Origin of the sequence: Neotabrizicola shimadae (assembly GCF_019623905.1) — a bacterium.
GTDB lineage: Bacteria > Pseudomonadota > Alphaproteobacteria > Rhodobacterales > Rhodobacteraceae > Neotabrizicola > Neotabrizicola shimadae.
In genome coordinates this window covers 314,686-337,884 of the sequence record NZ_CP069370.1, presented here as the reverse complement: position 1 = coordinate 337,884, position 23,199 = coordinate 314,686, and the positions used below count along the sequence as shown (strand labels likewise).

The window sequence follows — 23,199 nt, the reverse complement described above, 5'->3', positions numbered from 1 at the left end:
CGCGGCGCGTCACTTGGGCGTGAGAGATTGAAATCAGCCCGCGAGGTGACGCAAGGTCGCAAGGATGAGGATGCCGAGCGCCATGGCGCCAAGGCCAAGCGCGCGGCGCTGGTCCGGCGAGAGGCTGGCGATGAGGCGCAGCGCCTCTTCCATGCGCGAAGGGGCCAGCGTCCAGGCCAGCCCCTCCACGACAAGAACAAGTCCTATGCCTGTGAGAAGCAGTCTCACGGCGCCGGCTGGGCGGGTGCACTCCCCCGCTCGCTGTTCAGATAGTTGAAGAACTCTCCATCAGGCGACAGCACCATCGAGGAGTTCGAGCCCGGCAGCGCCCGCTGATAGGCGGTGAGCGAGCGGGTGAAGGCGAAGAACTCCGGGTCCTGGCCGAAGGCTTCGGCATAGATCCGGTTGCGTTCGGCATCGGCCTCGCCTCGGATCACTTCGGCCTGCTTGCGGGCTTCGGAGGTGACTTCCACCACGGTCCGGTCGGCGGAGGCGCGCACGCGCTGCGCCGCTTCGTTACCGCGCGCGATCTCGTCCGCGGCTTCGCGTTCACGCTCGGCCCGCATCCGGGCGAAGGTGGCGGCGAGGTTCTGTTCCGGCAGGTCGGTGCGCGTCAGGCGCACGTCGATGACATCGACGCCAAGCGCCTCGGCCTCGCGCCGGGACTGGTCGCGGATCTGGTTCATCAGCGAGGTACGGTCTTCCGACAGGACGCGCTGGCTGGGAACCGAACCAAGAACCTGGCGGATCGCCGAATTGATGATGCGGTCCAGCCGGTCGCGGGCAGCCTGTTCGCCGCCGGGGCCGACGGCTTCGCGGAACTCGATCACGTTGGTGATGCGCCAGCGGGCGAAGGCATCGACCACAAGGCGGCGGTCATCCAGCGGCGTGACTTCCAGCGGCTGCGTGGGCAGGCCGAGGATGCGGCCGTCATAGCGGACGACTTCCTGGATGAAGGGGATCTTGAAGTAGAGCCCCGGTTCGTCCTTGACCGATTTCACCGAGCCGAACTGCAGCACGAGGGCGCGTTCGCGTTCGTCCACGATGAAGATCGAGGCGAGCGCCACGGCGGCGGCGATGACGAGGGCGGGAAGGATGTAGGTTGCGCGCTTCATCAGTTGCCGGTCCCCTGCTGGGTGGCGGTTGCCGCGGCGGCGGCGCCGCCGGGCTTGGCCAGTTCGTTCAGCGGCAGGAAGGGCACGATGCCCTGCCCGTCCTGGCCGGTCACACCGTCGAGCACGACCTTGTTCATGCCGCCCAGCACCTGCTCCATGGTTTCCAGATACATCCGCTTGCGGGTCACGTCGGGGGCCTTCACGTATTCCTGATAGACAGCGAGGAAGCGGCTTGCCTCGCCCTCGGCGGCGTTGACCACCTGGGCGCGATAGGCTTCGGATTCCTCGACCAGGCGCGCGGCTTCACCGCGGGCTCCGGCGGTGACGCGGTTGGCATAGGCGTCGGCCTCTTTTTCCAGCCGGTCGCGTTCCTGTTGCGCGGCCTGCACTTCGCGGAAGCTGTCGATCACTTCGCGGGGCGGGTCGGCCTTTTCGAAGTTCACCCGGACCACGTTGATGCCGGACTGGTAGCTGTCGAGCGTGGACTGGACCGAGGCGAGCAGATCGGAGGCGATGACGCCGCGGTCGCGGTTGAGGATGGGCGACAGTTCCGACCGGGCGATGATGTCGCGCATGGCGCTTTCGCTGACGGCGCGGATCGTGTCGGCCGGGTCGGCCAGGTTGAACAGGTAATCGGCCGGGTTGTTGATGTTCCAGACGACCTGGAAGCCGATGTCCACGATGTTCTGGTCGCGCGTCAGCATCAGCCCGTTGTCGGGCTGGTCGTCGCGCCCGGTGCCGATGTCGGTCGTGCGTTCGCCCGTGACCTGGACGATTTCCGCCGTGACCAGGGGCCAGGGCGCAAAGTTCAGGCCGGGCTCGCCGATGCCCGAGAATTCGCCGAGGAACAGCTCGACCGAGCGTTCTTCGGGGCGGACGGTGTAGAAGGACATGAAGCCCCAGAGCGCCACCGCACCCAGGGCCGCCAGCGCAATGACCTGGCGGGAAAAGAGGGGGCCGCTGCCACCCTGATTGCCGCCACCGCCGCCGCCGAAGCCGTTCTTCGGCTTGCCGCCCATCAGGACGCGCAGCTGTTCCTGGCCCTTCTTGACCAGCTGGTCGATCTCGGGGATCGGGTTGTCGTTGCCAGGCCGGCGCGGACCGCCACGGTCTCGCCCCTCATCGCCCCGTCCCCGGTCGTCGCCACCTCCGCCGCCGCCCCAGGGGCCTCCGCTGCCAGCCATCTGCCGTTCCCTTGCCGTTTCGTTCTGCCTTAACTGGGCATCCGGGCCGCGAAGTCAAGCGGCAGGTCAGTGACGACGTGCGGGCTTGCGCATCGTCACAAGTTCTTCGGCGATGGTGGGGTGGACCGCGACGGTGCGGTCGAAATCCTCTTTCGTGGCGCCCATCTTCACCGCGATGGCGGCAAGCTGGATCATCTCGCCCGCGTCGGGGCCGACGATGTGGCAGCCAAGGACCTTGCGGGTTTCCTCCTCCACGATCAGCTTCATCATGACGCGGTCGGGCCTGCCGGCGAACAGCGTCTTCATCGGGCGGAAGCTGGCGGCATAGACGAGGACGCCGCCGCGGGCCTGGGCCTGTTCTTCGGTGAGTCCCACGCTGCCAAGCTCGGGCTGGGTGAAGACGGCCGAGGCCACGAGATCGTGGTCGGGCATGGTGGGCACGCCGCGGAACACGGTGTCGGCGAAGGCGTGGCCCTCGCGGATGGCGACGGGGGTGAGGTTGATTCGGTCGGTCACGTCGCCCACGGCGAAGATCGAGGGCACGGCGGTCTGGCTGTAGGCATCGACCTCGATCGCGCCGCCGCGGGTGAGGCGGACGCCGGTGTTTTCCAGCCCCAGGCCGGCGGTGTTGGGGCGGCGCCCCGTGGCATAGAGCACCAGGTCGAAATGGTCGGTGTGGCCATCGGTCGTCTTGGCGCGGATGCCCTGCGCATCGCGTTCCAGCGCCAGCACATCGGTGCCGCAGTGGATGCGGATGCCGCGTTCCTGCATCGCGGTTGCGACATGGCCGCGCGCCTCGTCATCGAAGCCGCGCAGGATCTGGGCACCGCGGTAGGCCTGCGTCACCTGGACGCCAAGCCCGTGCAGGATGCAGGCGAATTCGCTGGCGATGTAGCCGCCGCCGACGATCAGGGCGCGCTTGGGGAGTTCGGGCAGGTCGAACATTGCATCGGAGACGACGGCATGTTCGGCGCCGGGGATGTCGGGCACGAAGGGGCGGCCGCCGGTTGCGATGAGGATATGCGCGGTGGTGATGCGCTGGCCGGTGGAAAGTTCCACCGTATGCGGGTCGATGATGGTGGCGCGGGCGTCGTGGATGGTGACGCCCGCCGATTTCAGCGTGTTGCGGTAGGCGCCTTCCAGCCGGGCAAGCTCGGCCGCCAGCGCGGCGCGGAAGCGCGGCCAGTCGAATGCGCCAAGCGTGGCGTCCCAGCCGTAGGCGCGGGCATCGGCCACGGCATCGGGCCAGGACGAAGCATAGACCATCAGCTTTTTCGGCACGCAGCCGCGGATGACGCAGGTGCCGCCCATGCGGCTTTCTTCGGCAAGCGCCACGCGCGCTCCGCCTTCGGCTGCGGCGATGCGGGCGGCACGGACGCCGCCGGACCCGCCGCCGATGACGAAGAGATCGACGTCGAAGGGCATGGTCAGAGATCTCCGAGATCGGCGAAGATGTTGTCTTCGCCCGCCATCAGCACGCGGCTGTCTTCCACCGTGCCTTCGTTGATGTCGCGCACCGTGACCCGCCCGTCGGAATGGCCGAAGATCACGATGTCGCAGATGTCGATGAACAGACCGTTCTCCACCACGCCGGGGATCTGGTTCAGCACCATGGCCAATTGCCGGGGGTTGCCGATGCGGCGCAGGTGCAGGTCGAGGATGTAGTTGGCCTCGTCCGTGACCAAGGGCCGGTCGCCGTTCATGCGCAGCGTCACGTCATGCGACAGGACATCGAGGCTGACCAGCAGTTCCTCGACCAGCGCCTTTGTGGTTTGCCAGCCGAAGGGGATGACCTCGACCGGAAGGGGGAAGGCGCCAAGTTGTGCCACGTCCTTGGCCCAGTCGGCGATGACGATCATCTGGTCCGAGGCGGTGGCGACGATCTTTTCCTGCAAGAGCGCCGCGCCGCCGCCCTTGATGAGGTTGAGGCCCTGATCGACCTCGTCCGCGCCGTCGATGGTAAGATCGAGCCACTTGGCATCGTCGAGCGAAGTGACGGGCACGCCTAACTGGCGGGCGAGTTCTGCGGTGCGGGTCGAGGTGGGCACACCCACCACGCGCAGGCCTTCGTCGCGAATGCGTTCGGCCAGGCAACGCACCATCCAGGCGGCAGTCGAACCGGTGCCGAGGCCCAGCTTCATGCCGTTTTCGACATAGCCCACGGCACGCCGGGCCGCGACGAACTTGGCCTTGTCGATGGGAGATAGGTCGGCGGGCATGGGCACCTCCTGCGGCTGCAAGGGTTATAGGCAAGGCTTGGGCGCCGCGCGAGGGGCAATCTGGGCCGCGGACCGGCCGCCCCGGTTGCGGAACCTTCCCCGCGGGGAAGGTTTTCGCGGTGCCCACGCGGGATTGCCCCCTGCCCTGCCGGGTGATCTGGCGCCCGGTCCGGCGAGGCGGGATGGGGCGGGCGCGCCGACCGGTTGCCTGAAACCTTCCCCGCGGGGAAGGTTTGGGCGCAAGCCGGCGGGGTTGCCCCCTTGTCCTGCCGCGCGATCTTCCTTCGATCCGCCTTGACAGGGTGCCGCATCTCTTTAGGTTGCGAATAGTTCTCAATCTCAGAAAGCCCGCCGTGAGTCCCCTTCAACCGAGCGAAACAGAGCCGGACGCGGCAAACGGCTGGCGGCAGGCGCGCGGCACGGCCCCGCTGTCCGAGGTTCACAGGTCGGTGCCGGTGCCCAAGGGGGGCTGGCGCAAGGTGCTGGCCTTCCTCGGCCCCGGCTACATGGTGGCCGTGGGCTACATGGACCCCGGCAACTGGGCGACGAGCCTCGCTGGCGGATCGCAGTTCGGCTATACGCTGCTGACGGTCGCGCTGATTTCGAACATCATGGCCATCGTGCTGCAATCGCTGTCGGCGCGGCTGGCGGTGGCCTCGGGGCGCGACCTGGCGCAGGCCTGCCGCGATGCCTATCCCAAATGGGTGGCGGTGCCGCTGTGGATTCTGGCGGAACTGGCCATCGTGGCGACCGACATTGCGGAAGTGATCGGCACGGCCATCGGGCTGAACCTTCTGTTCGGGATTCCGCTGGAGCTGGGTGTCCTGATCACGGCGCTGGACGTGTTCCTGATCCTTTGGCTGCAGAACAGGGGGTTCCGCTGGCTGGAGGCCTTTGTCATCGTGCTGCTTGGCGTGATCGCGGTGGCCTTCATCATCCAGATCGCCATGGCCGACCCGGACTGGCGCGCGGTGATCGTGGGCTTTGCGCCGACCGTGGAGATCGTGCGCAACCCCGAGATGCTGTACCTGGCGCTTGGCATTCTGGGCGCCACGGTGATGCCGCACAACCTGTACCTTCATTCGGCCATCGTGCAGACCCGTGCCTGGGGCGACAGCCTGCCGGAGCGCCGCGAGGCGCTGAAGCTGGCGACGCTGGATTCCACCATCGCTCTGATGTTCGCGCTGTGCATCAATGCCTCGATCCTGATCCTGGCGGCGGCGAGTTTCCATGCCAGCGGGCAGACCGGGGTGGCGGAACTGGGCGAGGCGCATGTGCTGATCGGGCCGCTGCTTGGCTCGACCGCGGCGCCGGCGCTGTTTGCCATCGCGCTCTTGGCCTGCGGGCTGAATTCCACGGTGACGGCGACGCTGGCCGGGCAGATCGTGATGGAGGGCTTCTTGCAGATGCGCCTGACTCCGGTGGTGCGGCGCATGATCACACGGGGGCTGGCGATCATTCCGGCGGCGGCGGTGACGATCCTTTATGGGTCGCAGGGGACGGCGGAATTGCTGATCCTGACGCAGGTGGTGCTGTCCTTGCAGCTGTCCTTTGCGGTGATCCCTCTGGTGAGTTTCACCACCAACCGCGCCAAGATGGGCGCGCTGGTGGCACCGATCTGGCTTGCCGGGCTGGCTTGGGTGATTGCGGCGGCGATCGTGGTGCTGAACGTGAAGCTGCTGGTCGATTTCTTCGGCCTGGGCTGAACCGCGCGGGCGACGCCTGTTCCCGACACCATGTCGCATTCCGGCCGCGCAAGGGCGGTGCGTGCGGGCATAGTCGGGCCAGTCTGAAGGGGAGCCCGGGCCATGTATGTATTGCACTATGCGCCGGATACGGCCTCGCTGGCGGTGCGGCTGGTGTTGGCCGACCTGCGGTTGCCGCATGAATTGCGGCTGGTGGACCGCGACGGGGGCGAGTTGGCCAGCCCGGCCTATCGGGCGTTGCATCCGCTAGGGAAGATCCCGGTGCTGGACACCCCGGACGGGCCGATGTTCGAGACGGCGGCGATCCTTCTGTATCTGGCAGACCGGCATGGGCATCTGGCCCCGGCGGTGGGGTCGCACGAGCGCGCGGCCTTCCTGAAATGGCTGTTCTTCACCTCGACCAACCTGCATGCCTCGGAGATGGAGTTGTTCTACCCCGAGCGGGTCGCCGGACCCGAGGCGGTGGAGGCGCTGGTGCCGCGGGCGGCCGAGCGCGTGCGGTTCTGCCTGACGGCGCTGGACCAGGCGGCGGCGGGATCGCCGGCCTGGATGCCGGCGGGTGAGCCCAGCCTGATGGGCTGGTATCTGGGAATGCTGGTGCGCTGGCTTTCGACTTTCCCGCCGGGCCATCCGGGGCGGATCGCGAGCGCCGAGTTCCCCGCCCTGCACCGCGTATTCGCCATGCTGGAGGCGCGGCCCGCCGCTTTGGAAGTGGCGGCGGACGAGGGGCTTGGCCCGACCATCTTTACCAACCCCGCCTATTGAGGCCCTGATGTTCCTTTCGGTCTTCGACATCTTCAAGGTGGGCGTCGGCCCGTCTTCAAGCCACACGATGGGCCCGATGGTGGCCGGAGCGCGGTTTCTGGACCTGTTGCGCCGGTCGCCCTTTCACCCGAAGGGGTTGAGAGCCTCGCTGCATGGCTCGCTTGCCTTTACCGGGGTGGGCCATGCGACGGACCGTGCGACGATCCTGGGGCTGGCCGGGTTCGAACCGGCGACCTATGACTCGTCCAAGGCCGAGGCGACGCTTGCGGCGATCCGGGCAGAGAAGACGATCCACCCGCCGGGCCTGCCGGCGCTGGCCTTCGACCCGGAGCGGGACTTGGTGTTCGACTATGGCCCCTCGCTGCCCGGCCATGCCAACGGCATGATCCTGAAGGCGACCGATGCGCAAGGCGACGTCATCCTGCAGGAGACCTATTATTCCATCGGCGGCGGCTTCGTGGTGACCGAGGCCGAACAGGCCGAGGCGGGGGGCGCCAAGGCCAAGGCGCGGGCGGATGTGCCTTATCCCTTTGAAAGCGCCGAGGAGATGCTGGCGATGGCCAAGGCCTCGGGCCTGACGGTCGCGCAGATGAAGCGGGCGAACGAGTTGAAGTTCCGGTCGGCGGCAGAGCTTGACCGCGGCATGGCCCGCATCTGGGAGGTGATGAACGCCTGCATCGGGCGCGGCATGGTGACGGATGGCATCCTGCCGGGCGGGCTGAAGGTCCGGCGGCGGGCCAAGGGCATCCACGAGGCGCTGATGGCGGAACGCGGGCTGAACATGACCGCGCCGCATACCATCAACGACTGGATGAGCCTGTATGCGATGGCGGTGAACGAGGAAAACGCCGCCGGGGGCCAGGTGGTGACGGCGCCGACGAATGGCGCGGCGGGGGTGGTGCCGGCGGTGATCCGCTACTGGCTGGATCATGTGCCGGGCGCCTCGCAGGCCCGCGTGGGGGAGTTCCTGCTGACGGCCTCGGCCATCGGAGGGCTGTGCAAGCACAATGCCTCGATCAGCGGGGCGGAATGCGGTTGCCAGGCCGAGGTGGGGTCGGCGGCGGCGATGGCGGCGGCGGGGCTGTGCGCCGTGCTGGGCGGCACGCCCGAACAGGTGGAGAACGCGGCCGAGATCGCACTGGAACATCACCTGGGCATGACCTGCGACCCGGTGAAGGGTCTGGTGCAAGTGCCCTGCATCGAGCGCAACGGGTTGGGCGCGATCAAGGCAGTTTCGGCGGCGAGCCTCGCGCTGCGGGGTGACGGTCAGCATCTGGTTTCGCTGGATGTCTGCATCGAGACGATGCGCCAGACGGGCCACGACATGCACGAGAAGTACAAGGAAACCTCGCTTGGCGGGCTGGCGGTGAACGTGCCGAACTGCTGATCCCGCTTGGCCGGTGGCTGAAACCGGCGCGGCGCGCCGCTTTCGGCGTGGACAGGGCCGTCCGACCCGCCTAGCCAAGGATCATGACCTCCCCTTCGATGCCCCTGCGCCGCCCCGGCGACACGACCATGCGCGGCCTGCTGCTGATGGTCGCCTTCTGCATCACCGCGCCGCTTCTGGACGTGTCGTCGAAGCTGGCCACTGATGCCATCCCGGTCGGCCAGATCGTTGCCGCGCGCTTCGTGTTCCAGGGCCTGTGCATGTTGCCGGTGATGCTGGCGATGCGGCTGGACTGGCGCTGTTCGCGGCGCGACCTTGGGTTCCTGCTGTTCCGGGCGTTCTGCCTGATGCTGTCGACCTATTGCTTTGTCGCTGCGGTGGCCTTCATGCCGATTGCCGATGCCATCGCCATCGTCTTCGTCATGCCCTTCATGCTGATGTTCCTGGGCTGGTTCATCTTCGGCAATCCGGTCGGCCCGCGCCGCATCGCCGCCTCGGCGGTGGGGTTCCTGGGAGCGTTGCTGGTGATCCAGCCGTCGCTGGCCAGCTATGGCCTGGTCGCGCTGTTCCCGCTTGGCTGCGCCTTGTCGTTCAGCTTCTACGAGATCGCGACGCAGGCGATGTCGAACCGGGTGCATCCGGTGACGAACCAGTTCCTGACCTCTTTGGCCGGGGTGGTGCTGTGCCTGCCGGTGCTGTGGGCCTTCAACGGCACGGGCGTGGAAAGCCTGGACCCGGTGGCACCCGATGCGCTGAACTGGCTGTGGCTGTTCGGCGTGGGCTTCTGGGCGGCGGTCAGCCACCTGTGCATGACCATCGCGATGAAATACGCCCCCGCCGCGACGCTGGCCCCGCTGCACTACCTGGAACTGCCGATGGCGGTGTTCCTGGGCTATGCGGTCTTCGGCGATTTCCCGAACCTGCTGACCTGGGCGGGCATCGTCATCATCGTGGGATCGGGGCTCTACGTCATCCAACGCGAGCAGCGCGCGGCGCGCGCCACCCCGGCACCAGCGCCCTGAGCGCGGAATCCAGACGGGCGCGCGGCAGGATCACGATCATGCCCGGCCCGTCGAACATCAATTCGACCGCGGATTCGCAGACCCGGTTCGAGGTGCCGATCATGCCGTCCGGCGCGAAGTCCAGACCGTCGATCGGCCAATGCAGCCCACGGCTTTGACCGGTGACGGACCGCATGGGAAAGAGCGAGAGGCGGTCGCCGGGGGCGAGGGTCAACCGAAGCCGGGGCGGAGCGTGGAAGATCACATCGGCCGGCCCCAGAAGCAGGCAGGTCCGATCTGGCCGGCGCAGCATTGTGTTCAGGGCGGCCAGGCCATGATCGAGTCGGGCGCCCTGAAAACCGACCCCCAGAACGAAGGGAGCCGTGACCGACCGCAGCGCCTTGTCGAAATCGGTCGTGGCCTGTTCGGGGATCGGATGCAGGCGGGCCGGGTCTATGGCGGCGCGGGCGGCATCCGAGATCGAGTCGAAATCTCCTATGACAGCCAATGGGTTGAGCCCTGCGGCCAAGGCAGCGTCGGCGCCGCCGTCCACCGCCACGACATCCGGTGCACGGCGCAGCGCCTGCATCAATTCTCGCCGCCCGACAGGGCCGCCGCCGATGAGGGTCACGCCATTCAGGGATTCGACAATCGGTCTCAAGACGCGCTACTGTTTTGAATTGCGGCACAGGGCGGGTGACAGAGCCACAATCAATCCCCGAAATCACCCCGTTCTGTCCACGGATTTGCACAGGAAGGCAGCAAGGTTCAAGGGACCATAGTTGGCAGAAGGCGACCGAGCATGATCGGTGCGAGCAAGATCCTTACGGTATCCTACGGCACGTTTTCGTGCACGCTTGAAGGCTTTGACGACCCCTTCAACACCATGAAGGCGATCGCGGAATATTTCCGCGACCTTGCCGCCGAGGACCGCTTCTTCGGCGCGGAACCGCCGCAGCCCGATCCCGCCATGCTGCATCGCATCGCCGAGCGCGAGATGCAGCGCCGGGTCGAGGCGCGGGTTCAGGACAATGGCGTGATCCTGCGGGCCGAGGCCGAGGCCGCACCGGCGGCCCGACTGGCCGAACCGGCGCCTGCCCCCGTTGCTTCGCCTGCCGTTTCGCCCGCCGAGGTCGTCTCCCCGGCGGTGATCCCTGCGCCGCAGGCGGCCGCGGTGACGGAGAGCGTGGCGGCCAAGCTGTCGAAGCTGCGCGCTGCCAAGGCGGCCCCGGCGTCGGTGGCCGAAGTTGCGCTGGCCGACGAGGCCGAGGCGCTGCTGCCCGATCCGGGTCTTGCCGATTTCATGGCAGCCGAGAAGGCCGTGGAGCATGAGGCGCCTGCCGTCGTGGACCCCGCCGCGCCTGCCTTGGTCGAGGCAGAGGCCCCGGCCGCCGAGGTTGAGCTGCCTGCTGTGGCGGAAGCCGCAACCGAGGAAGCCGTGGCCGAAGTCGCGGCCGAAGTCGCGGCCGATGTCGTGGCAGATCAAGCCGCTGTGGTGGAAACTGAACTGGCTGAAGTGGCAGAGGCCGAACCTGCCGAACTCGCGCCGGTTGCCCTTGCTCTGCCCGAGGACCTTGCTTCGGAACTGGACGACGAGGCGGCGCGCGCACTGAGCGATGCGCTTGGCGGCTCCATCGACGAGGAGCCTGCCCCGGCCAAGGCCGAACCGGCCCATTCCATCGAGGAACTGTTCCCCGAGGGCGACGCGCTGCCGGACGATGTGGAAGATATCCTCCCGGAAACCGAGCCGGTCGACCTGGCTGGCGATCTGGACCTTTCCGCGCTGATCGCGAGCTATGGCGGGGACACCGACACCATGGCGGCGCCGGCCCAGCCGGCGGCAGCAGCGGACGCTGCAACCGTGGACATCGACCTGGAGAGCCTGATCGGCAACCTGGCAGATGACTCGCGCAGCGCCGAGGCCGAGGCGGCCGAGATGGATGGCGAGATCGCCCTGACCGAGCCGGTCGAGATCGAGGCCGTCGAGACCGAGCTGGCGGACGTCGAAGGGCTGGACGCCGAGATCGCGGCGGCAGAGGTCGTGGAGCCGGAAGCCGAAGTTGCGGTGGTCGAGGTTGCGGCGGTCGAGGTTTCGGCGGTCGAGGTCCTGGACGTTGCCGCGGACGAGATGGCGCCTCTGGCGGAGGAACTTGCCGAGGCGCCCGAGGCCGAGGTGACAGTTGCCGCGGCGACCGGCGCGACAGAGCTGGACGATGTGGCCGATGAGCAGACTGGCGAACAGGCTGCCGAACTGGTGCCCGTCCGTCCCGAGGCCGGGGAAAAGCTGCAGCGCGCCCGCGCCCGGGTGGTGCGCATCCGTCGCGCCGATGTCGAGCCGTCGCAAGCCGAACCCCAAGCCCCCGCGCCGCAGGTGCAGGCCGAAATGGCCGAGCCGCGCCGCAAGCTGGAGGTCGAGTCGGACGATGCCGCGCTGAACCGGCTGATCGCCCAGACCAATACCGAGATGGAAGGACCGGACGCCAAGCGCCGCCTGTCGGCCATCGCGCATCTGAAGGCCGCCGTGGCTGCGACCGTGGCGGAGCGGCTGACCCGCGGCAAGCCGGCCTCGACCGAGGCCGCGCGCGCCGAACCCTACCGCGACGACCTGGCCCGTGCCGTGCGCCCCGTGCGCCCGGAAGCGCCCGGCCTGCGCGGCGAGCGGCCCGCGCCTCTGGTCCTGGTGTCGGAACAGCGCATCGACCGCCCGGCCCCCGCGACCCCGGCACAGCCGCCGGTGCATGTGTCGCCGGTGCGGCCGCGCCGCGTGACCTCGGCCGCGCTGGCCGTGCAGGCGGATGATGACGATGAGGACGAGGAAGACAGCACCAGCTTTGCCGACACCCGCGGCTTCGTGGAGTTCGCCGACAAGCTGGGTGTGCGCAGCCTGCCCGACCTGATGGAGGCCGCCGCGGCCTATACCGCCTCGGTCGAGGGACGGCCCCACTTCTCGCGCCCGCACCTGATCAAGCACCTGTCGGCCGCGCGGGGCGTGGAGATTCCGCGCGAAGACAGCCTGCGCACCTTCGGAAGGCTCTTGCGCGAAGGCCGGATCGAGAAGATCAAGCGCGGGCAGTTCGCGGTGAACGAAGGCTCGCGCTTCCTGACCGAGGCGCGAAAGATCAACGGCTGACCCGGCTCTGCTCGCACGGGGAAAGCCTCAGGCGGAAGGGTCCTGCCCTTCCGCCTTTTTCTCATCCGGATCGGCCTGCGCGACGCCTCGGAAGATCGTTCGCAGCGGCAGGATCCAGACGATGCCAAGCGCGACATAGATCAGGAATTCCAGCCAGAGCGGCGGCCGGTCGAACAGGCCGACCAGCGTGACCGCCGCCACGACATAGAGGGGCATCCCGACCAGAAGGATCAGGATCGCCAGCCGCTTGCGGGTCTTGTAGCCAAGCGCCATGGCTCAGTCGGCGAAGGGGTCGGTGACAAGGATCGTGTCGTCGCGCTCCGGCGAGGTGGACAGCAGCGCGACGGGGCACTGGATCAGTTCCTCGATGCGGCGGACGTACTTGATCGCCGCACCGGGCAACTGCGCCCAGGACCGGGCACCAGCGGTAGATTCGGACCAGCCTTCCATTTCCTCATAGATCGGCTTCACGCGGGCCTGGAGGTTGGCGGCGGTGGGCAGGTAGTCCAGCATCTGACCGTCAAGCTCGTAGCCGGTGCAGATCTTCAGCGTCTTGAACCCGTCCAGCACGTCCAGCTTCGTCAGCGCGATGCCCGACACGCCCGAGGTGGCGCAGGTCTGGCGCACCAGCACGGCATCGAACCAGCCGCAGCGGCGCTTGCGCCCGGTGACGGTGCCGAACTCATGGCCGCGCTCGCCCAGGCGATCGCCATCGGCATCGAACAGCTCGGTCGGGAAGGGGCCTTCCCCGACACGGGTGGTATAGGCCTTCACGATGCCCAGGACGAAATCAACCGCAGTCGGGCCAAGCCCGGTGCCGGTGGCGGCCATGCCGGCCAGCGTGTTCGAGCTGGTCACATAGGGATAGGTGCCGAAATCCACGTCCAGAAGCGAGCCTTGCGCGCCTTCGAACAGGATGCGCTTCCCGGCGCGGCGGGCCTCGGTCATCACCTTCCAGACCGGGCCGGCGTAGGGCAGGATCTTCGGAGCCACCTCCATCAGGGCGGCCTTCAGCGCCACCGCGTCCACCGGCTCCAGCCCAAGGCCGGCGCGCAGCGCGTTGTGGTGGGTCAGCAGGCGACCGATGCGAAGATCAAGCGTCGCCTCGTCGGCCAGGTCCGCCACGCGCACGGTGCGGCGGCCGACCTTGTCTTCATAGGCCGGGCCGATGCCGCGCCCCGTGGTGCCGATCTTGGCGACCGAGTTCTGGCTTTCGCGCGCGCGGTCCAGCTCGCCATGCACGGGAAGGATCAGCGGGGTGTTCTCGGCGATCATAAGGTTGTGCGGCCCGATCTCGACCCCCTGCCCGGTCAGCTTTTCGATTTCCGCCAGAAGCGCCCAGGGGTCCAGCACCACGCCGTTGCCGATGATGCTGAGCTTGCCGCCGCGCACGATGCCCGAGGGCAGGAGCGACAGCTTGTAGACCGTGCCGTCGATGACGAGCGTGTGGCCCGCATTGTGACCGCCCTGAAAGCGCGCGATCACGTCGGCGCGTTCGGAAAGCCAGTCAACAAGCTTGCCCTTCCCCTCGTCGCCCCATTGGGCGCCCACGACGACGACATTGGCCATGGCCGATCCTCCGATCCTTGGAAAGCCGTGGGGCTTATACCGGCGGGCATCGCGCAGCGAAACCGCAAAAGCGCGGGCGGGCCGCCCTGCCGCAGCCCGCCGCCGTGGCCCATCAGAGACAGCGGGGCCGAAGGCTGCATCTGCGTGCCGCCCGGCCACTGGACAGGGCCGCCCGCGCGCGGCATCTGAAACATGGTTCGAGCCTCGGAGCCTTGGAGCCTTGGAATGGGCATCTTCATGCGCTGGCTGGCGGCCTTCCTGCTGCTGGCCGCCACCGTAAACCCGACCGGCGCAAACTATGTCGCCTGGGCAGGGACGCATTGGCACGACCAGTTGCCCCTGACGGTGCTGATGGGGCTGCTTCTGCTGGTGGGCTATGCCATTGCGATCAGTGCGACGCTCAACTCGATCGGCAGCTTTGGCATGGTGGTGATCGCCGCCATCTTCGGTTGCACGGTCTGGGTGCTGGAGGATTGGGGGATGCTGTCGCTTTCGAACGGCGATGTACGCATGTGGCTGGGCATCGCGGCGCTTTCGGTGGTCTTTGCGGCCGGCCTGTCCTGGGGGCTGATCAAGCAACGGCTGACCGGCCAGGCGACGGTGGACGACATCGACGACTGAGCTTTCCGGTCGCGCCTTGCGGGCCGGGACGCTTTCCCCTAAATGGGCACGGAACCGAAGGGTCCGTCCATGGAAAACGTCGTCCTCGCCATCCACCTTATCGTCGCGCTCCTGCTTGTGGGCGTGGTGCTTCTGCAGCGCTCCGAAGGTGGCGGCCTGGGGATGGGTTCTGCCGGTGGCACGATGACGGGCCGCGGTGTGGCCACGGCCCTGCAAAAGGTGACCTGGGCGCTGGCCGTGACCTTCATCGCCACCTCGATCACGCTGACCATCCTGGCCGCCAAGGGGTCGAGCACCGCCTCGGTCATCGACCAGTTCGGCGGCACCGCACCGGCCACCCCGGTCGAGGCGCCGTCCACCGACAGCCCGCTTGGCACCGACCTGCTGCCTCCAGCCTCGACCGACGCGCCCGCCGCGCCGCCCGCGGCCGAAGCCCCGGCGGCCCCGCCTGCCGCGCCGGCGCCGGCCGGCAACTGAGCCTTCGCTACCACAACCTTTTGCCCCTTCGGCAATAGACCCGACATCATCTTGCGGCCTCGGTTGCGCAGGCGGCCCGCCTGAGTTATATCCCGACTCCCGTGATGCTGCGATTCCCATGCCCGAATCGCCCGATTGAAACCAGCCACGGGAGCCTGCGATGGCGCGCTATATCTTCATTACCGGCGGCGTTGTGTCCTCGCTTGGCAAGGGCCTTGCATCGGCTGCGCTTGGGGCGCTGTTGCAGGCGCGGGGCTATACGGTGCGGTTGCGCAAGCTGGACCCCTATCTGAACGTCGACCCCGGCACGATGTCGCCCTTCGAGCACGGCGAGGTCTTCGTGACAGACGACGGCGCCGAGACCGACCTGGACCTGGGCCACTACGAGCGCTTCACCGGCGTGTCGGCGCGGCAGTCGGATTCCATCTCGTCAGGCCGCATCTATTCCAACGTGCTGGAGAAGGAACGGCGGGGCGACTATCTGGGCAAGACCATCCAGGTGATCCCGCACGTCACCAACGAGATCAAGGATTTCCTGAAGGTCGGCGACAACGAGACCGATTTCATGCTGTGCGAGATCGGCGGAACGGTGGGCGACATCGAGGGGCTGCCCTTCTTTGAAGCCATCCGTCAGTTCATCCACGAACGGCCGCGCGGGCAGTGCATCCTGATGCATCTGACGCTGCTGCCCTATCTGGCAGCCAGCGGCGAGCTGAAGACCAAGCCGACGCAGCATTCGGTGAAGGAGTTGCAGTCCATTGGCCTCGCGCCTGATGTGCTGGTCTGCCGGTCGGAGCACCCGATCCCCGACCGCGAGCGCGAGAAGATCGCGCTCTTCTGCAACGTGCGGAAGGAAGCGGTGATCCCGGCCTATGACCTGCGCACCATCTACGAGGCGCCGCTGGCCTATCACCGGGCGGGGTTGGACCAGGCGGTGCTGGACGCCTTCGGCATTCAGCCGGCACCGAAGCCCAACCTCGCCCGGTGGGAAGATGTGATGGACCGGCTGACCAATGCCGAGGGCGAGGTGCGGGTAGCCATCGTGGGCAAGTACACCCAGCTGGAGGACGCCTACAAATCCATTGCCGAGGCGCTGACCCATGGCGGCATGGCGAACCGGACCCGCGTGAAGGCGGAGTGGATCGACGCCGAGATCTTCGAGCGGGAGGATCCGGCGCCGTGGCTGGAAAACTTCCACGGCATCCTGGTGCCCGGCGGCTTTGGCGAGCGGGGGACCGAGGGGAAGATCAAGGCGGCGCAGTTCGCCCGCGAGAAGAAGATCCCCTACCTGGGTATCTGCCTTGGGATGCAGATGGCGGTGATCGAGGCGGCGCGGAACCTGGTGGGGCTGAAGAACGCGGGGTCCGAGGAGTTTGACCACGAGAAGGGCGAGAAAAGGTTCACGCCGGTGGTCTATCACCTGAAGGAATGGGTGCAGGGCAATCATACCGTGACCCGCAAGGCCGACGATGCCAAGGGGGGCACGATGCGGCTGGGGTCCTATACCGCGATGCTGAAGGAAGGGTCGAAGGTGGCCCAGGTCTATCATGCGACCACCATCGAGGAGCGGCACCGGCACCGGTACGAGGTGGACATCCAGTACCGCAACCAGCTGGAGAGCTGCGGGCTGATGTTTTCGGGGATGTCGCCGGATGGGCGGCTGCCGGAGATCGTGGAGGTCAAGGACCATCCCTGGTTCATCGGGGTCCAGTTCCACCCGGAGCTGAAGTCCAAGCCCTTCGCCCCGCATCCCCTGTTCGCCGACTTCATCCGGGCGGCCAAGGAGGCCGAGCGGCTAGTGTAGGCCGGGGGCGTCCGAGCTCGGACGCCTTTCCGAACCAAGTAAAATCAATAAGTTATCCGACCGCATTCACGATCGGTTAACTTCTGTCCGAGGGTGCGGCGCCGGGGCGTCAGGCCCGGGCGCTGACCGCGACTTCGCCCGACCAGGGTTCGGTCACGCCGCGACCGCCGCCGAGGTCTTCGAGGATGGGTCGCAGACGGTCGAGGTTGCCGATCATCACGGCGCGGGCGGCCGCCATCGCATCCAGGCTGTCCCATTCACCGACGATTGTGAAAGACCGCTCGCCGGTCCGCACCACCCAGAAATTCCGGCTGCCCGGCATGTCCGCGCTGCGGAAATCCTCGTGGATCTTGATGAACTCGCCTTCCTTGCCCGGCTTCACTCGCATGTGCACCACGTTCATGGCCGTCATGTCATCCTCCCTTGGCAAAGGTGGCGTCAGGATAGCACGAATCGGAGGCAGCGGCCTAACTGATGAGCAGGATCCAGACGAGGCCCATGGCGAGGCAGGCGAGCGCCACCGGCACGCCGGCGCGGCAGAACTCGCCGGTGGTGATGGTGACGCCTCGCGCGGCGGCCTGTTCCACGACGATGATGCCCGCAAGACTGCCGAACACGATGAGATTGCTGGAAAACCCGGTGCCGAGCGCAAAGGCCGCGCCAAGCGCCTGGGCATCGGGCGCCTGGGCCACGAAGGGCGCGAGCAGCATGACGGCCGGGTTGTTGCCCACGATGTTCGACAGGACCGAGACCACGCCATAGAGCACCGGCGCCTGCGTGAGGTCGATGCCCATGCCCGACAGCCCGGTGATCGCCTTCTGCGGCAGGCCGGTGGCGGCGAAGGCGGCGTTCACCACGAACAGCCCCATGAGTAGCAGGAGCAGGTTGCCGTCCACGGCCTTCAGCACATCCTTCGAGGCCACGGTGCGGTTGACCAGCATCACCGCCGCCGCGCCGAGCGCCACCATGTCATGCGGCCAGTCGGTCAGGACGAAGGCCAGCATCACCGCCAGCGTCACCAGCGCGGCCTTCACCGTTTCAACCACATCAAGCGGCATAGGGCTGGGCTCTGGCCCGGCACTGGCGGGCCCCTGTCCCGCCCATGTCCAGCGGTGCCGGTAGAGATAGGCCACGATGGCCCAGACGATGGGCAGGGACACAAGCGCGGGCACAAGGGCCACCTTGAGATAGCCGGTGAAGTCGAGATGCAGCGCCGAGGCCGCCACCATGTTCTGCGGCGAGCCGATCAGCGTGGCGGCCGAGCCGGTGTTGCAGGCAAAGCAAAAGCCAAGCAGGAAGGGCGTGGGGTTCAGGCCCCGTGACAGGGTGATGGCGACAAGAAGCGGAGTCATGGCGACCACGACGACATCATTGGTCAGGAGCGCCGACAGCACGCCGCCGGTGACGACCAGGATGGCGAGCAGCACAGGCGGCGAGACCGGCATCGAGGCGATGCGCGCCGCGACCCAGGCATAGAAGCCCGAGACGACGAAGGCGCCCGAGACCACCATAAGGCCGAAGAGCAGGCCGATGGTGCGGTAGTCGATGGCGGCCCAGGCCGCCTGATCGCCGATACGGCCCATCGCGATCATGGCGAGCGCGCCCGCCACCACCGCGCCGGTCCGGTCGACCCGGAACCCCGGCAGGTGGCCGAGAGCCAGGGCAAGGTAGACAAGGGCGAAGATCAGAAGGGTGGTGTCCATGGCGGCCTTTGCAGGGTGGAGGGCAGATCATCCGGCAGGGATGCGGCGCTGTCCACGAAAAGCAGCGGCCCGCACCGGGGGGGGGGCGCGGGCCGAAGGGAAAGCGTTGCGCGCATGTCATCCTGGCGCTGCAGGGCCGAGGCGACATGCCGCGCACGCGGCTTTCGGCGGGCTCCGGTATCCGTGCCATCGGGATGGTGATATAGCTTTGGCATCGGCGGGGCGGCCTGCCCAATGTCCACAGGAGCGAGTCCATGATCATGGCGTTTTCCGGCCCTTGCGGGCGTCTTGTCGGGGCCGCGCTGCTTTGCATCGGGCTGACACTTCCGGTTGCGGCCCAGCAGGTCGTGACTCCCGACACTTTCATTCGGGCCGAGACCGACCGGATGTTCAGCGACATCGCCGGTCTGGCAGGCGGTGTGAACAAGTTCCTGCATTTCCGTGGCCCGACGCCGCTGGACATGCAGACCGTGATCCGCATGAACCGCGACACGCTGTATTCGGGTGCGGTGATCGACACCTCGCAGGGGGCGACGATCACATTCCCCGAGATCCCGGATGGGCGCTATGCCTCGATCCTGATCATCGACAACGACCACTATACACCAAAGACGATCTACGAGCCCGGAACCCATGAGATTCCGGCGGACACGCCCTTCATGTTCGCCGCGGTGCGCATCCACTTGCTGAACCCGAACGACCCCGAGGAAGTGGCGCTGGTCAACGCGTTGCAGGACCAGTTCGTGATTACGGCAAAGGCTGCCACGCCCCTGCCGGCCTTTGACTGGGATACGGCAAGCCTGGATGCCCTGCGCGCACAATACGAGGCCGAGGCGGCATCGCTGGTGAACTTCAACGGCATGATGGGGCCGCGCGGACAGGTGAACGAAGAGACCCGGCATCTGGCGGCGGCTTCTGCCTGGGGTTTGTTCCCGGAATGGGATGCGAGCTATCTGAACGAATTCCCTGGCCTTGGCACCGACCGCTGCTTCACCGCGACCTATGCCGTGCCCGAGAACGGCGCCTTCTGGTCGATCACCATGTACGGCGCCACCGGCTTCATCGAATACGAAAACAGCGTCCTGAACAGCGCCAACACAGTGCTGAACGCGGATGGAGGCTTCACCGCCTTTTTCGGATCCACGGAGTTGTGCGGCGACGTGCCCAACCGGCTGGACACGCCCGAAGGCTGGAACTTCATGATGCGCATCTACAAGCCGGGGCCGTCGGTGCTGGACGGCAGCTATCGCTTGCCAGAGATCGTGCCGGCGGGCTGAGCCGGGCGGGCTGGGGCCGCCAGGCCCCGGCTTTCGCCGGGACGGGGTCTCATTCGCCCGGAAGCTTGCGCACGGCGCCGGTGTCGGCCGAAGTGGCGAAGAGCGCATAGGCGCGCAGCGCCTGGCTGACCTTGCGGGTGCGGGGTTTGGCGGGCTTCCAGCCCAGTTTGTCCTGTTCGGCGCGGCGGGCGGCGAGTTCGGTTTCCGAAACGCGGACCGAGATGGTGCGGCGGGGGATGTCGATATCCACCATGTCGCCGTCGCGGACGAGGCCGATGGTGCCACCCGCGGCCGCCTCGGGCGAGACGTGCCCGATGGACAGGCCCGATGTGCCGCCCGAGAAGCGACCGTCGGTGATGAGCGCGCAAGCCTTGCCCAGGCCTTTCGACTTCAGGTAGCTGGTCGGATACAGCATTTCCTGCATCCCCGGCCCGCCCTTCGGGCCTTCGTAGCGGATCACCACCACGTCGCCTTCCTTGATCTTGTTGGTCAGGATGGCCGAGACGGCGGCATCCTGGCTTTCGAAAACCCGCGCCGGACCCGAGAAGACGAAGATGGACTCATCCACCCCGGCCGTCTTCACGATGCAGCCGTCGGGGGCGATGTTGCCCTTCAGCACGGCAAGACCGCCTTCCTTGGTGAAGGCGTGCTCCACCGAGCGGATCACGCCCTTTTCGCGGTCGAGATCCAGTTCGGCATAGCGCTTTTCCTGGCTGAAGGCGGTGGCGCTGCGCACGTTGCCGGGCGCGGCACGGAAGAAGGTGCGCACGTTCTCGTGGTTGGTGCGGCTGATGTCCCAGTGGTCCAGCGCGGCGCCGAGGGTGGGCGAATGGACGGTGGGCACGTCGCGGTGCAGGAGGCCCGCGTTGTCGAGCTGGCCCAGGATGGACATGATGCCGCCAGCGCGGTGGACATCTTCCATGTGCACATCGGACTTGGCGGGTGCGACCTTGCACAGGCAGGGCACGCGGCGGCTGAGCTGGTCGATGTCGTCCTGGGTGAAGTCGATCCCGCCTTCATGTGCGGCGGCCAGGATGTGCAGGATGGTGTTGGTCGATCCGCCCATGGCGATATCCAGCGCCATCGCATTTTCAAACGCCTTCTTCGAGGCGACGTTCCGCGGCAGGATGCTGGCGTCGTCCTGCTCGTAGTACCGTTTGGCCAGATCCACGGCCAGGTGCCCGGCCTCGACGAACAGGCGCTTGCGGTCGGCATGGGTGGCAAGGGTGGAGCCGTTGCCGGGCAGCGAGAGGCCGAGCGCCTCGGTCAGGCAGTTCATGGAATTGGCGGTGAACATGCCCGAGCAGGAGCCGCAGGTCGGGCAGGCGGCCTTTTCGATGGCCTCGACCTCTTCGTCGGAATACTTGTCGTCGGCGGCCGAGACCATGGCATCCACCAGGTCGAGGGCGACCTCCTTGCCCTTCACCACGACCTTGCCGGCCTCCATCGGCCCGCCGCTGACGAACACCGCCGGGATGTTCAGCCGCATGGCGGCCATGAGCATGCCGGGGGTGATCTTGTCGCAGTTCGAGATGCAGACCATGGCGTCGGCGCAATGGGCGTTGACCATGTATTCCACCGAGTCGGCGATGATCTCGCGCGAGGGAAGCGAGTAGAGCATCCCGTCGTGGCCCATGGCGATGCCGTCATCGACCGCGATGGTGTTGAATTCCTTCGCCACGCCGCCCGCGGCTTCGACCTCGCGCGCGACGAGCTGGCCCAGGTCCTTGAGGTGGACGTGGCCGGGGACGAACTGGGTGAAGGAGTTGACGATGGCGATGATGGGTTTGCCGAAATCGCCGTCCTTCATCCCGGTGGCGCGCCAGAGGCCCCGTGCGCCCGCCATGTTGCGGCCGTGGGTGGTGGTGCGGGAACGGTAGGCGGGCATGATGGCTCTCCGGTCGTGGCGATCATCAAGTGAATGAGCGTTGGCGCGCCAAGGTTCAAGGGGGATCGCGCAGGATTGCGGGATTGGGGGGTGCGTGCTATGGCCCTGTCCGGGCCGGATTAGCACAGCGGTAGTGCAGCGCTCTTGTAAAGCGAAGGTCGGGGGTTCAAGTCCCTCATCCGGCACCATCTGGTCCTTCGGGCGGGCTGTCAGAGCTTTCCGCGACCGTCCGGCCCGGCTTCGAAGATCCAGCCGGGGTCCTTTACACCGATGAGCGGGCGGCGGCGCAGGCGGTAGTATTCGCGGCTGATGTCCTTGGCGACGTCGATGGCGAAGTTGGGCGCGTTGCTGGTGGTACCGCCGTGAAGCTGATGGAAGGTCGCCTCGCCGCGCAGGCGGATGAGCTGGGCGCCGGGCGCTTCGCAGGCGCGGATGAAGACATCGCAGTTGCCGGCCCCGCCGCCCAAGCTGGTGAAGCGCGCGTCGTAGCCGCCGAGTTCATCCCACATCTGCCGCGTCAGAAAGAGGGCGTTGGTTTCCAGCATCCGGTCGGTCTCTCCGGATTTCCAGACCGGGGTGGAGATGTCGTAAAGCCGGTAGCCCTGATCGGGCCAGCCGATCGAGGCGAGAAGGCGATCCTCCTCGGCCTCGGAATAGCCCTGGTGGATCGAGATGTACTGGTGCGCCGGGCCGAGGTGATAATTGGGCGAGGCGATGACCGGGCGAGGATGCAGGCTGGCGGCGCGCAGAGAGGCCGAGACGAGGCCGGGCGAGGCCAGGCGCGCGCCGTCGATCCAGGCGCAGACAAGCGGCGCGCGGGCGAGCGAGAGGCCGTGGTTCAGCGCCGCGATGGGCGAGACATCGCCCGCAGGCCAGTGCACGACCGTGAGGTCGAGGCCGAGGCCGGCGAAATCTTCGGCGCGCGGGGGGACCGGCGAGCCGTTGTCGACCAGGATGACCTCGATCGTGCCGGGCGGGCAGTCACGCTGGTAGCCGGGCGACAACGACAGGAGCGTTCGCGGCAGGGCGCGCGCCATCTTGTAGCTGATGACGACGATGCTGGCCGCCGGACTGGACGCGGGCATGGATCAGCGCACGAGGCCGGCGGAGCGCAGGGCCGCGACGACGCCATCGATGGAGGGATCGTCGAACACCATGGTCGGGTCGATGCGGATGGAGAATTCCTCTTCCAGCACGCCGGCCATGATGACCGCCTCGACAGAATCGAAGCCGTAGCTGTCGAAAGGAGCGGCGGTCGAGATGGTCTCGACATCGAGATCCAGCACGGCGCCCACATAGGACACGAGCCAGTCCCTGAGGGCGGCGGCTTCGATCTTCGTCGTTTCGTTCATG

General features: G+C 67.2%; 22 protein-coding genes and 1 tRNA gene. 10 read left to right on the top strand and 13 right to left on the bottom strand.

Annotated elements, in window-relative coordinates; all coding sequences use genetic code 11:
• Positions 1-33 precede the first annotated feature (33 nt).
• The 5 genes from JO391_RS01660 to rpiA form a co-directional block, all read right to left on the bottom strand.
• Positions 34-228, bottom strand: a complete 195-nt coding sequence (locus tag JO391_RS01660) for a DUF2065 domain-containing protein (protein ID WP_220662486.1) — start codon at positions 226-228, stop codon at positions 34-36.
• Positions 225-1,115 carry a protease modulator HflC gene (gene hflC / locus JO391_RS01655; protein ID WP_220662485.1) on the bottom strand — a complete coding sequence of 297 codons (891 nt, stop codon included), beginning with the start codon at positions 1,113-1,115 and terminating at the stop codon, positions 225-227. Before hflC ends, JO391_RS01660 begins: the two co-directional genes overlap by 4 nt.
• On the bottom strand, positions 1,115-2,299 hold the full coding sequence (gene hflK / locus JO391_RS01650) for an FtsH protease activity modulator HflK (RefSeq protein WP_220662484.1): 1,185 nt from the start codon (positions 2,297-2,299) through the stop codon (positions 1,115-1,117). Before hflK ends, hflC begins: the two co-directional genes overlap by 1 nt.
• A 66-nt stretch (positions 2,300-2,365) precedes the next feature.
• Positions 2,366-3,724: a glutathione-disulfide reductase gene (gene gor / locus JO391_RS01645; protein WP_220662483.1), complete on the bottom strand. Its 1,359-nt coding sequence runs from the start codon at positions 3,722-3,724 to the stop codon at positions 2,366-2,368.
• Between the two features lie 2 nt (positions 3,725-3,726).
• Positions 3,727-4,518 carry a ribose-5-phosphate isomerase RpiA gene (gene rpiA, locus JO391_RS01640; RefSeq protein WP_220662482.1) on the bottom strand — a complete coding sequence of 264 codons (792 nt, stop codon included), beginning with the start codon at positions 4,516-4,518 and terminating at the stop codon, positions 3,727-3,729.
• Positions 4,519-4,871: 353 nt separating this feature from the next.
• Here rpiA and JO391_RS01635 point away from each other — a divergent pair, with 353 nt between their 5' ends.
• From JO391_RS01635 to JO391_RS01620, 4 genes are all read left to right on the top strand, one after another.
• Positions 4,872-6,224: an Nramp family divalent metal transporter gene (locus JO391_RS01635; RefSeq protein WP_220662481.1), complete on the top strand. Its 1,353-nt coding sequence runs from the start codon at positions 4,872-4,874 to the stop codon at positions 6,222-6,224.
• Positions 6,225-6,326: 102 nt separating this feature from the next.
• Entirely contained in the window at positions 6,327-6,989 is a 663-nt protein-coding gene (locus tag JO391_RS01630; protein ID WP_220662480.1) for a glutathione S-transferase family protein, read from the top strand.
• 7 nt (positions 6,990-6,996) lie between these two features.
• On the top strand, positions 6,997-8,376 hold the full coding sequence (locus tag JO391_RS01625) for an L-serine ammonia-lyase (protein WP_220662479.1): 1,380 nt from the start codon (positions 6,997-6,999) through the stop codon (positions 8,374-8,376).
• An 83-nt stretch (positions 8,377-8,459) separates the two neighbouring features.
• A complete protein-coding gene (locus JO391_RS01620; protein ID WP_259444788.1) occupies positions 8,460-9,398 on the top strand; it encodes a DMT family transporter in 939 nt (312 codons plus the stop codon).
• On the opposite strand, the gene JO391_RS01615 is transcribed toward JO391_RS01620, so the two are convergent.
• Entirely contained in the window at positions 9,346-10,038 is a 693-nt protein-coding gene (locus tag JO391_RS01615; protein ID WP_259444787.1) for a thiamine diphosphokinase, read from the bottom strand. The genes JO391_RS01620 and JO391_RS01615 overlap by 53 nt on opposite strands.
• A gap of 141 nt (positions 10,039-10,179) precedes the next feature.
• Between JO391_RS01615 and JO391_RS01610 the strand changes: the two genes are divergently transcribed.
• A complete protein-coding gene (locus JO391_RS01610) occupies positions 10,180-12,507 on the top strand; it encodes a hypothetical protein (protein WP_220662478.1) in 2,328 nt (775 codons plus the stop codon).
• Positions 12,508-12,534: 27 nt separating this feature from the next.
• Here the strand turns inward: JO391_RS01610 and JO391_RS01605 are convergent, their stop codons facing one another.
• On the bottom strand, positions 12,535-12,780 hold the full coding sequence (locus JO391_RS01605; RefSeq protein ID WP_220662477.1) for a DUF2842 domain-containing protein: 246 nt from the start codon (positions 12,778-12,780) through the stop codon (positions 12,535-12,537).
• Between the two features lie 3 nt (positions 12,781-12,783).
• On the bottom strand, positions 12,784-14,076 hold the full coding sequence (locus tag JO391_RS01600) for an adenylosuccinate synthase (RefSeq protein WP_220662476.1): 1,293 nt from the start codon (positions 14,074-14,076) through the stop codon (positions 12,784-12,786).
• A gap of 225 nt (positions 14,077-14,301) precedes the next feature.
• On the opposite strand from JO391_RS01600, the gene JO391_RS01595 reads away from it, so the two are divergent.
• The 3 genes from JO391_RS01595 (at position 14,302) to pyrG (ending at position 16,978) form a co-directional block, all read left to right on the top strand.
• Entirely contained in the window at positions 14,302-14,697 is a 396-nt protein-coding gene (locus JO391_RS01595) for a DUF6524 family protein (protein WP_220662475.1), read from the top strand.
• 69 nt (positions 14,698-14,766) lie between these two features.
• Complete coding sequence (gene secG, locus JO391_RS01590; RefSeq protein ID WP_220662474.1) at positions 14,767-15,174, top strand: preprotein translocase subunit SecG; 408 nt, start codon at positions 14,767-14,769, stop codon at positions 15,172-15,174.
• Positions 15,175-15,334: 160 nt separating this feature from the next.
• Entirely contained in the window at positions 15,335-16,978 is a 1,644-nt protein-coding gene (gene pyrG, locus JO391_RS01585) for a CTP synthase (protein WP_220662473.1), read from the top strand.
• 109 nt (positions 16,979-17,087) lie between these two features.
• Here pyrG and JO391_RS01580 read toward each other — a convergent pair whose 3' ends face one another.
• Together JO391_RS01580 and JO391_RS01575 are read right to left on the bottom strand one after the other, a co-directional pair.
• The gene (locus tag JO391_RS01580; protein WP_220662472.1) at positions 17,088-17,390 is read right to left on the bottom strand and encodes an antibiotic biosynthesis monooxygenase; all 303 of its coding nucleotides are present in this window, start codon (positions 17,388-17,390) and stop codon (positions 17,088-17,090) included.
• Positions 17,391-17,445: 55 nt separating this feature from the next.
• Positions 17,446-18,681, bottom strand: coding sequence for an ArsB/NhaD family transporter (locus JO391_RS01575; protein WP_220662471.1), 1,236 nt, complete (start codon positions 18,679-18,681; stop codon positions 17,446-17,448).
• 254 nt (positions 18,682-18,935) lie between these two features.
• Here JO391_RS01575 and JO391_RS01570 point away from each other — a divergent pair, with 254 nt between their 5' ends.
• Positions 18,936-19,958: a DUF1254 domain-containing protein gene (locus tag JO391_RS01570; protein ID WP_220662470.1), complete on the top strand. Its 1,023-nt coding sequence runs from the start codon at positions 18,936-18,938 to the stop codon at positions 19,956-19,958.
• Positions 19,959-20,007: 49 nt separating this feature from the next.
• Here the strand turns inward: JO391_RS01570 and ilvD are convergent, their stop codons facing one another.
• Positions 20,008-21,846: a dihydroxy-acid dehydratase gene (gene ilvD, locus JO391_RS01565; protein ID WP_220662469.1), complete on the bottom strand. Its 1,839-nt coding sequence runs from the start codon at positions 21,844-21,846 to the stop codon at positions 20,008-20,010.
• A 113-nt stretch (positions 21,847-21,959) separates the two neighbouring features.
• On the opposite strand from ilvD, the gene JO391_RS01560 reads away from it, so the two are divergent.
• A tRNA-Thr gene (locus JO391_RS01560) sits at positions 21,960-22,034 on the top strand.
• A 21-nt stretch (positions 22,035-22,055) separates the two neighbouring features.
• Here the strand turns inward: JO391_RS01560 and JO391_RS01555 are convergent.
• Both JO391_RS01555 and JO391_RS01550 read right to left on the bottom strand, forming a co-directional pair.
• Positions 22,056-22,931 (bottom strand): glycosyltransferase, encoded by an 876-nt coding sequence (locus JO391_RS01555; RefSeq protein WP_220662468.1) that lies wholly within the window; start codon positions 22,929-22,931, stop codon positions 22,056-22,058.
• A 3-nt stretch (positions 22,932-22,934) separates the two neighbouring features.
• The gene (locus tag JO391_RS01550) at positions 22,935-23,198 is read right to left on the bottom strand and encodes an acyl carrier protein (RefSeq protein ID WP_220662467.1); all 264 of its coding nucleotides are present in this window, start codon (positions 23,196-23,198) and stop codon (positions 22,935-22,937) included.
• Position 23,199 lies beyond the last annotated feature (1 nt).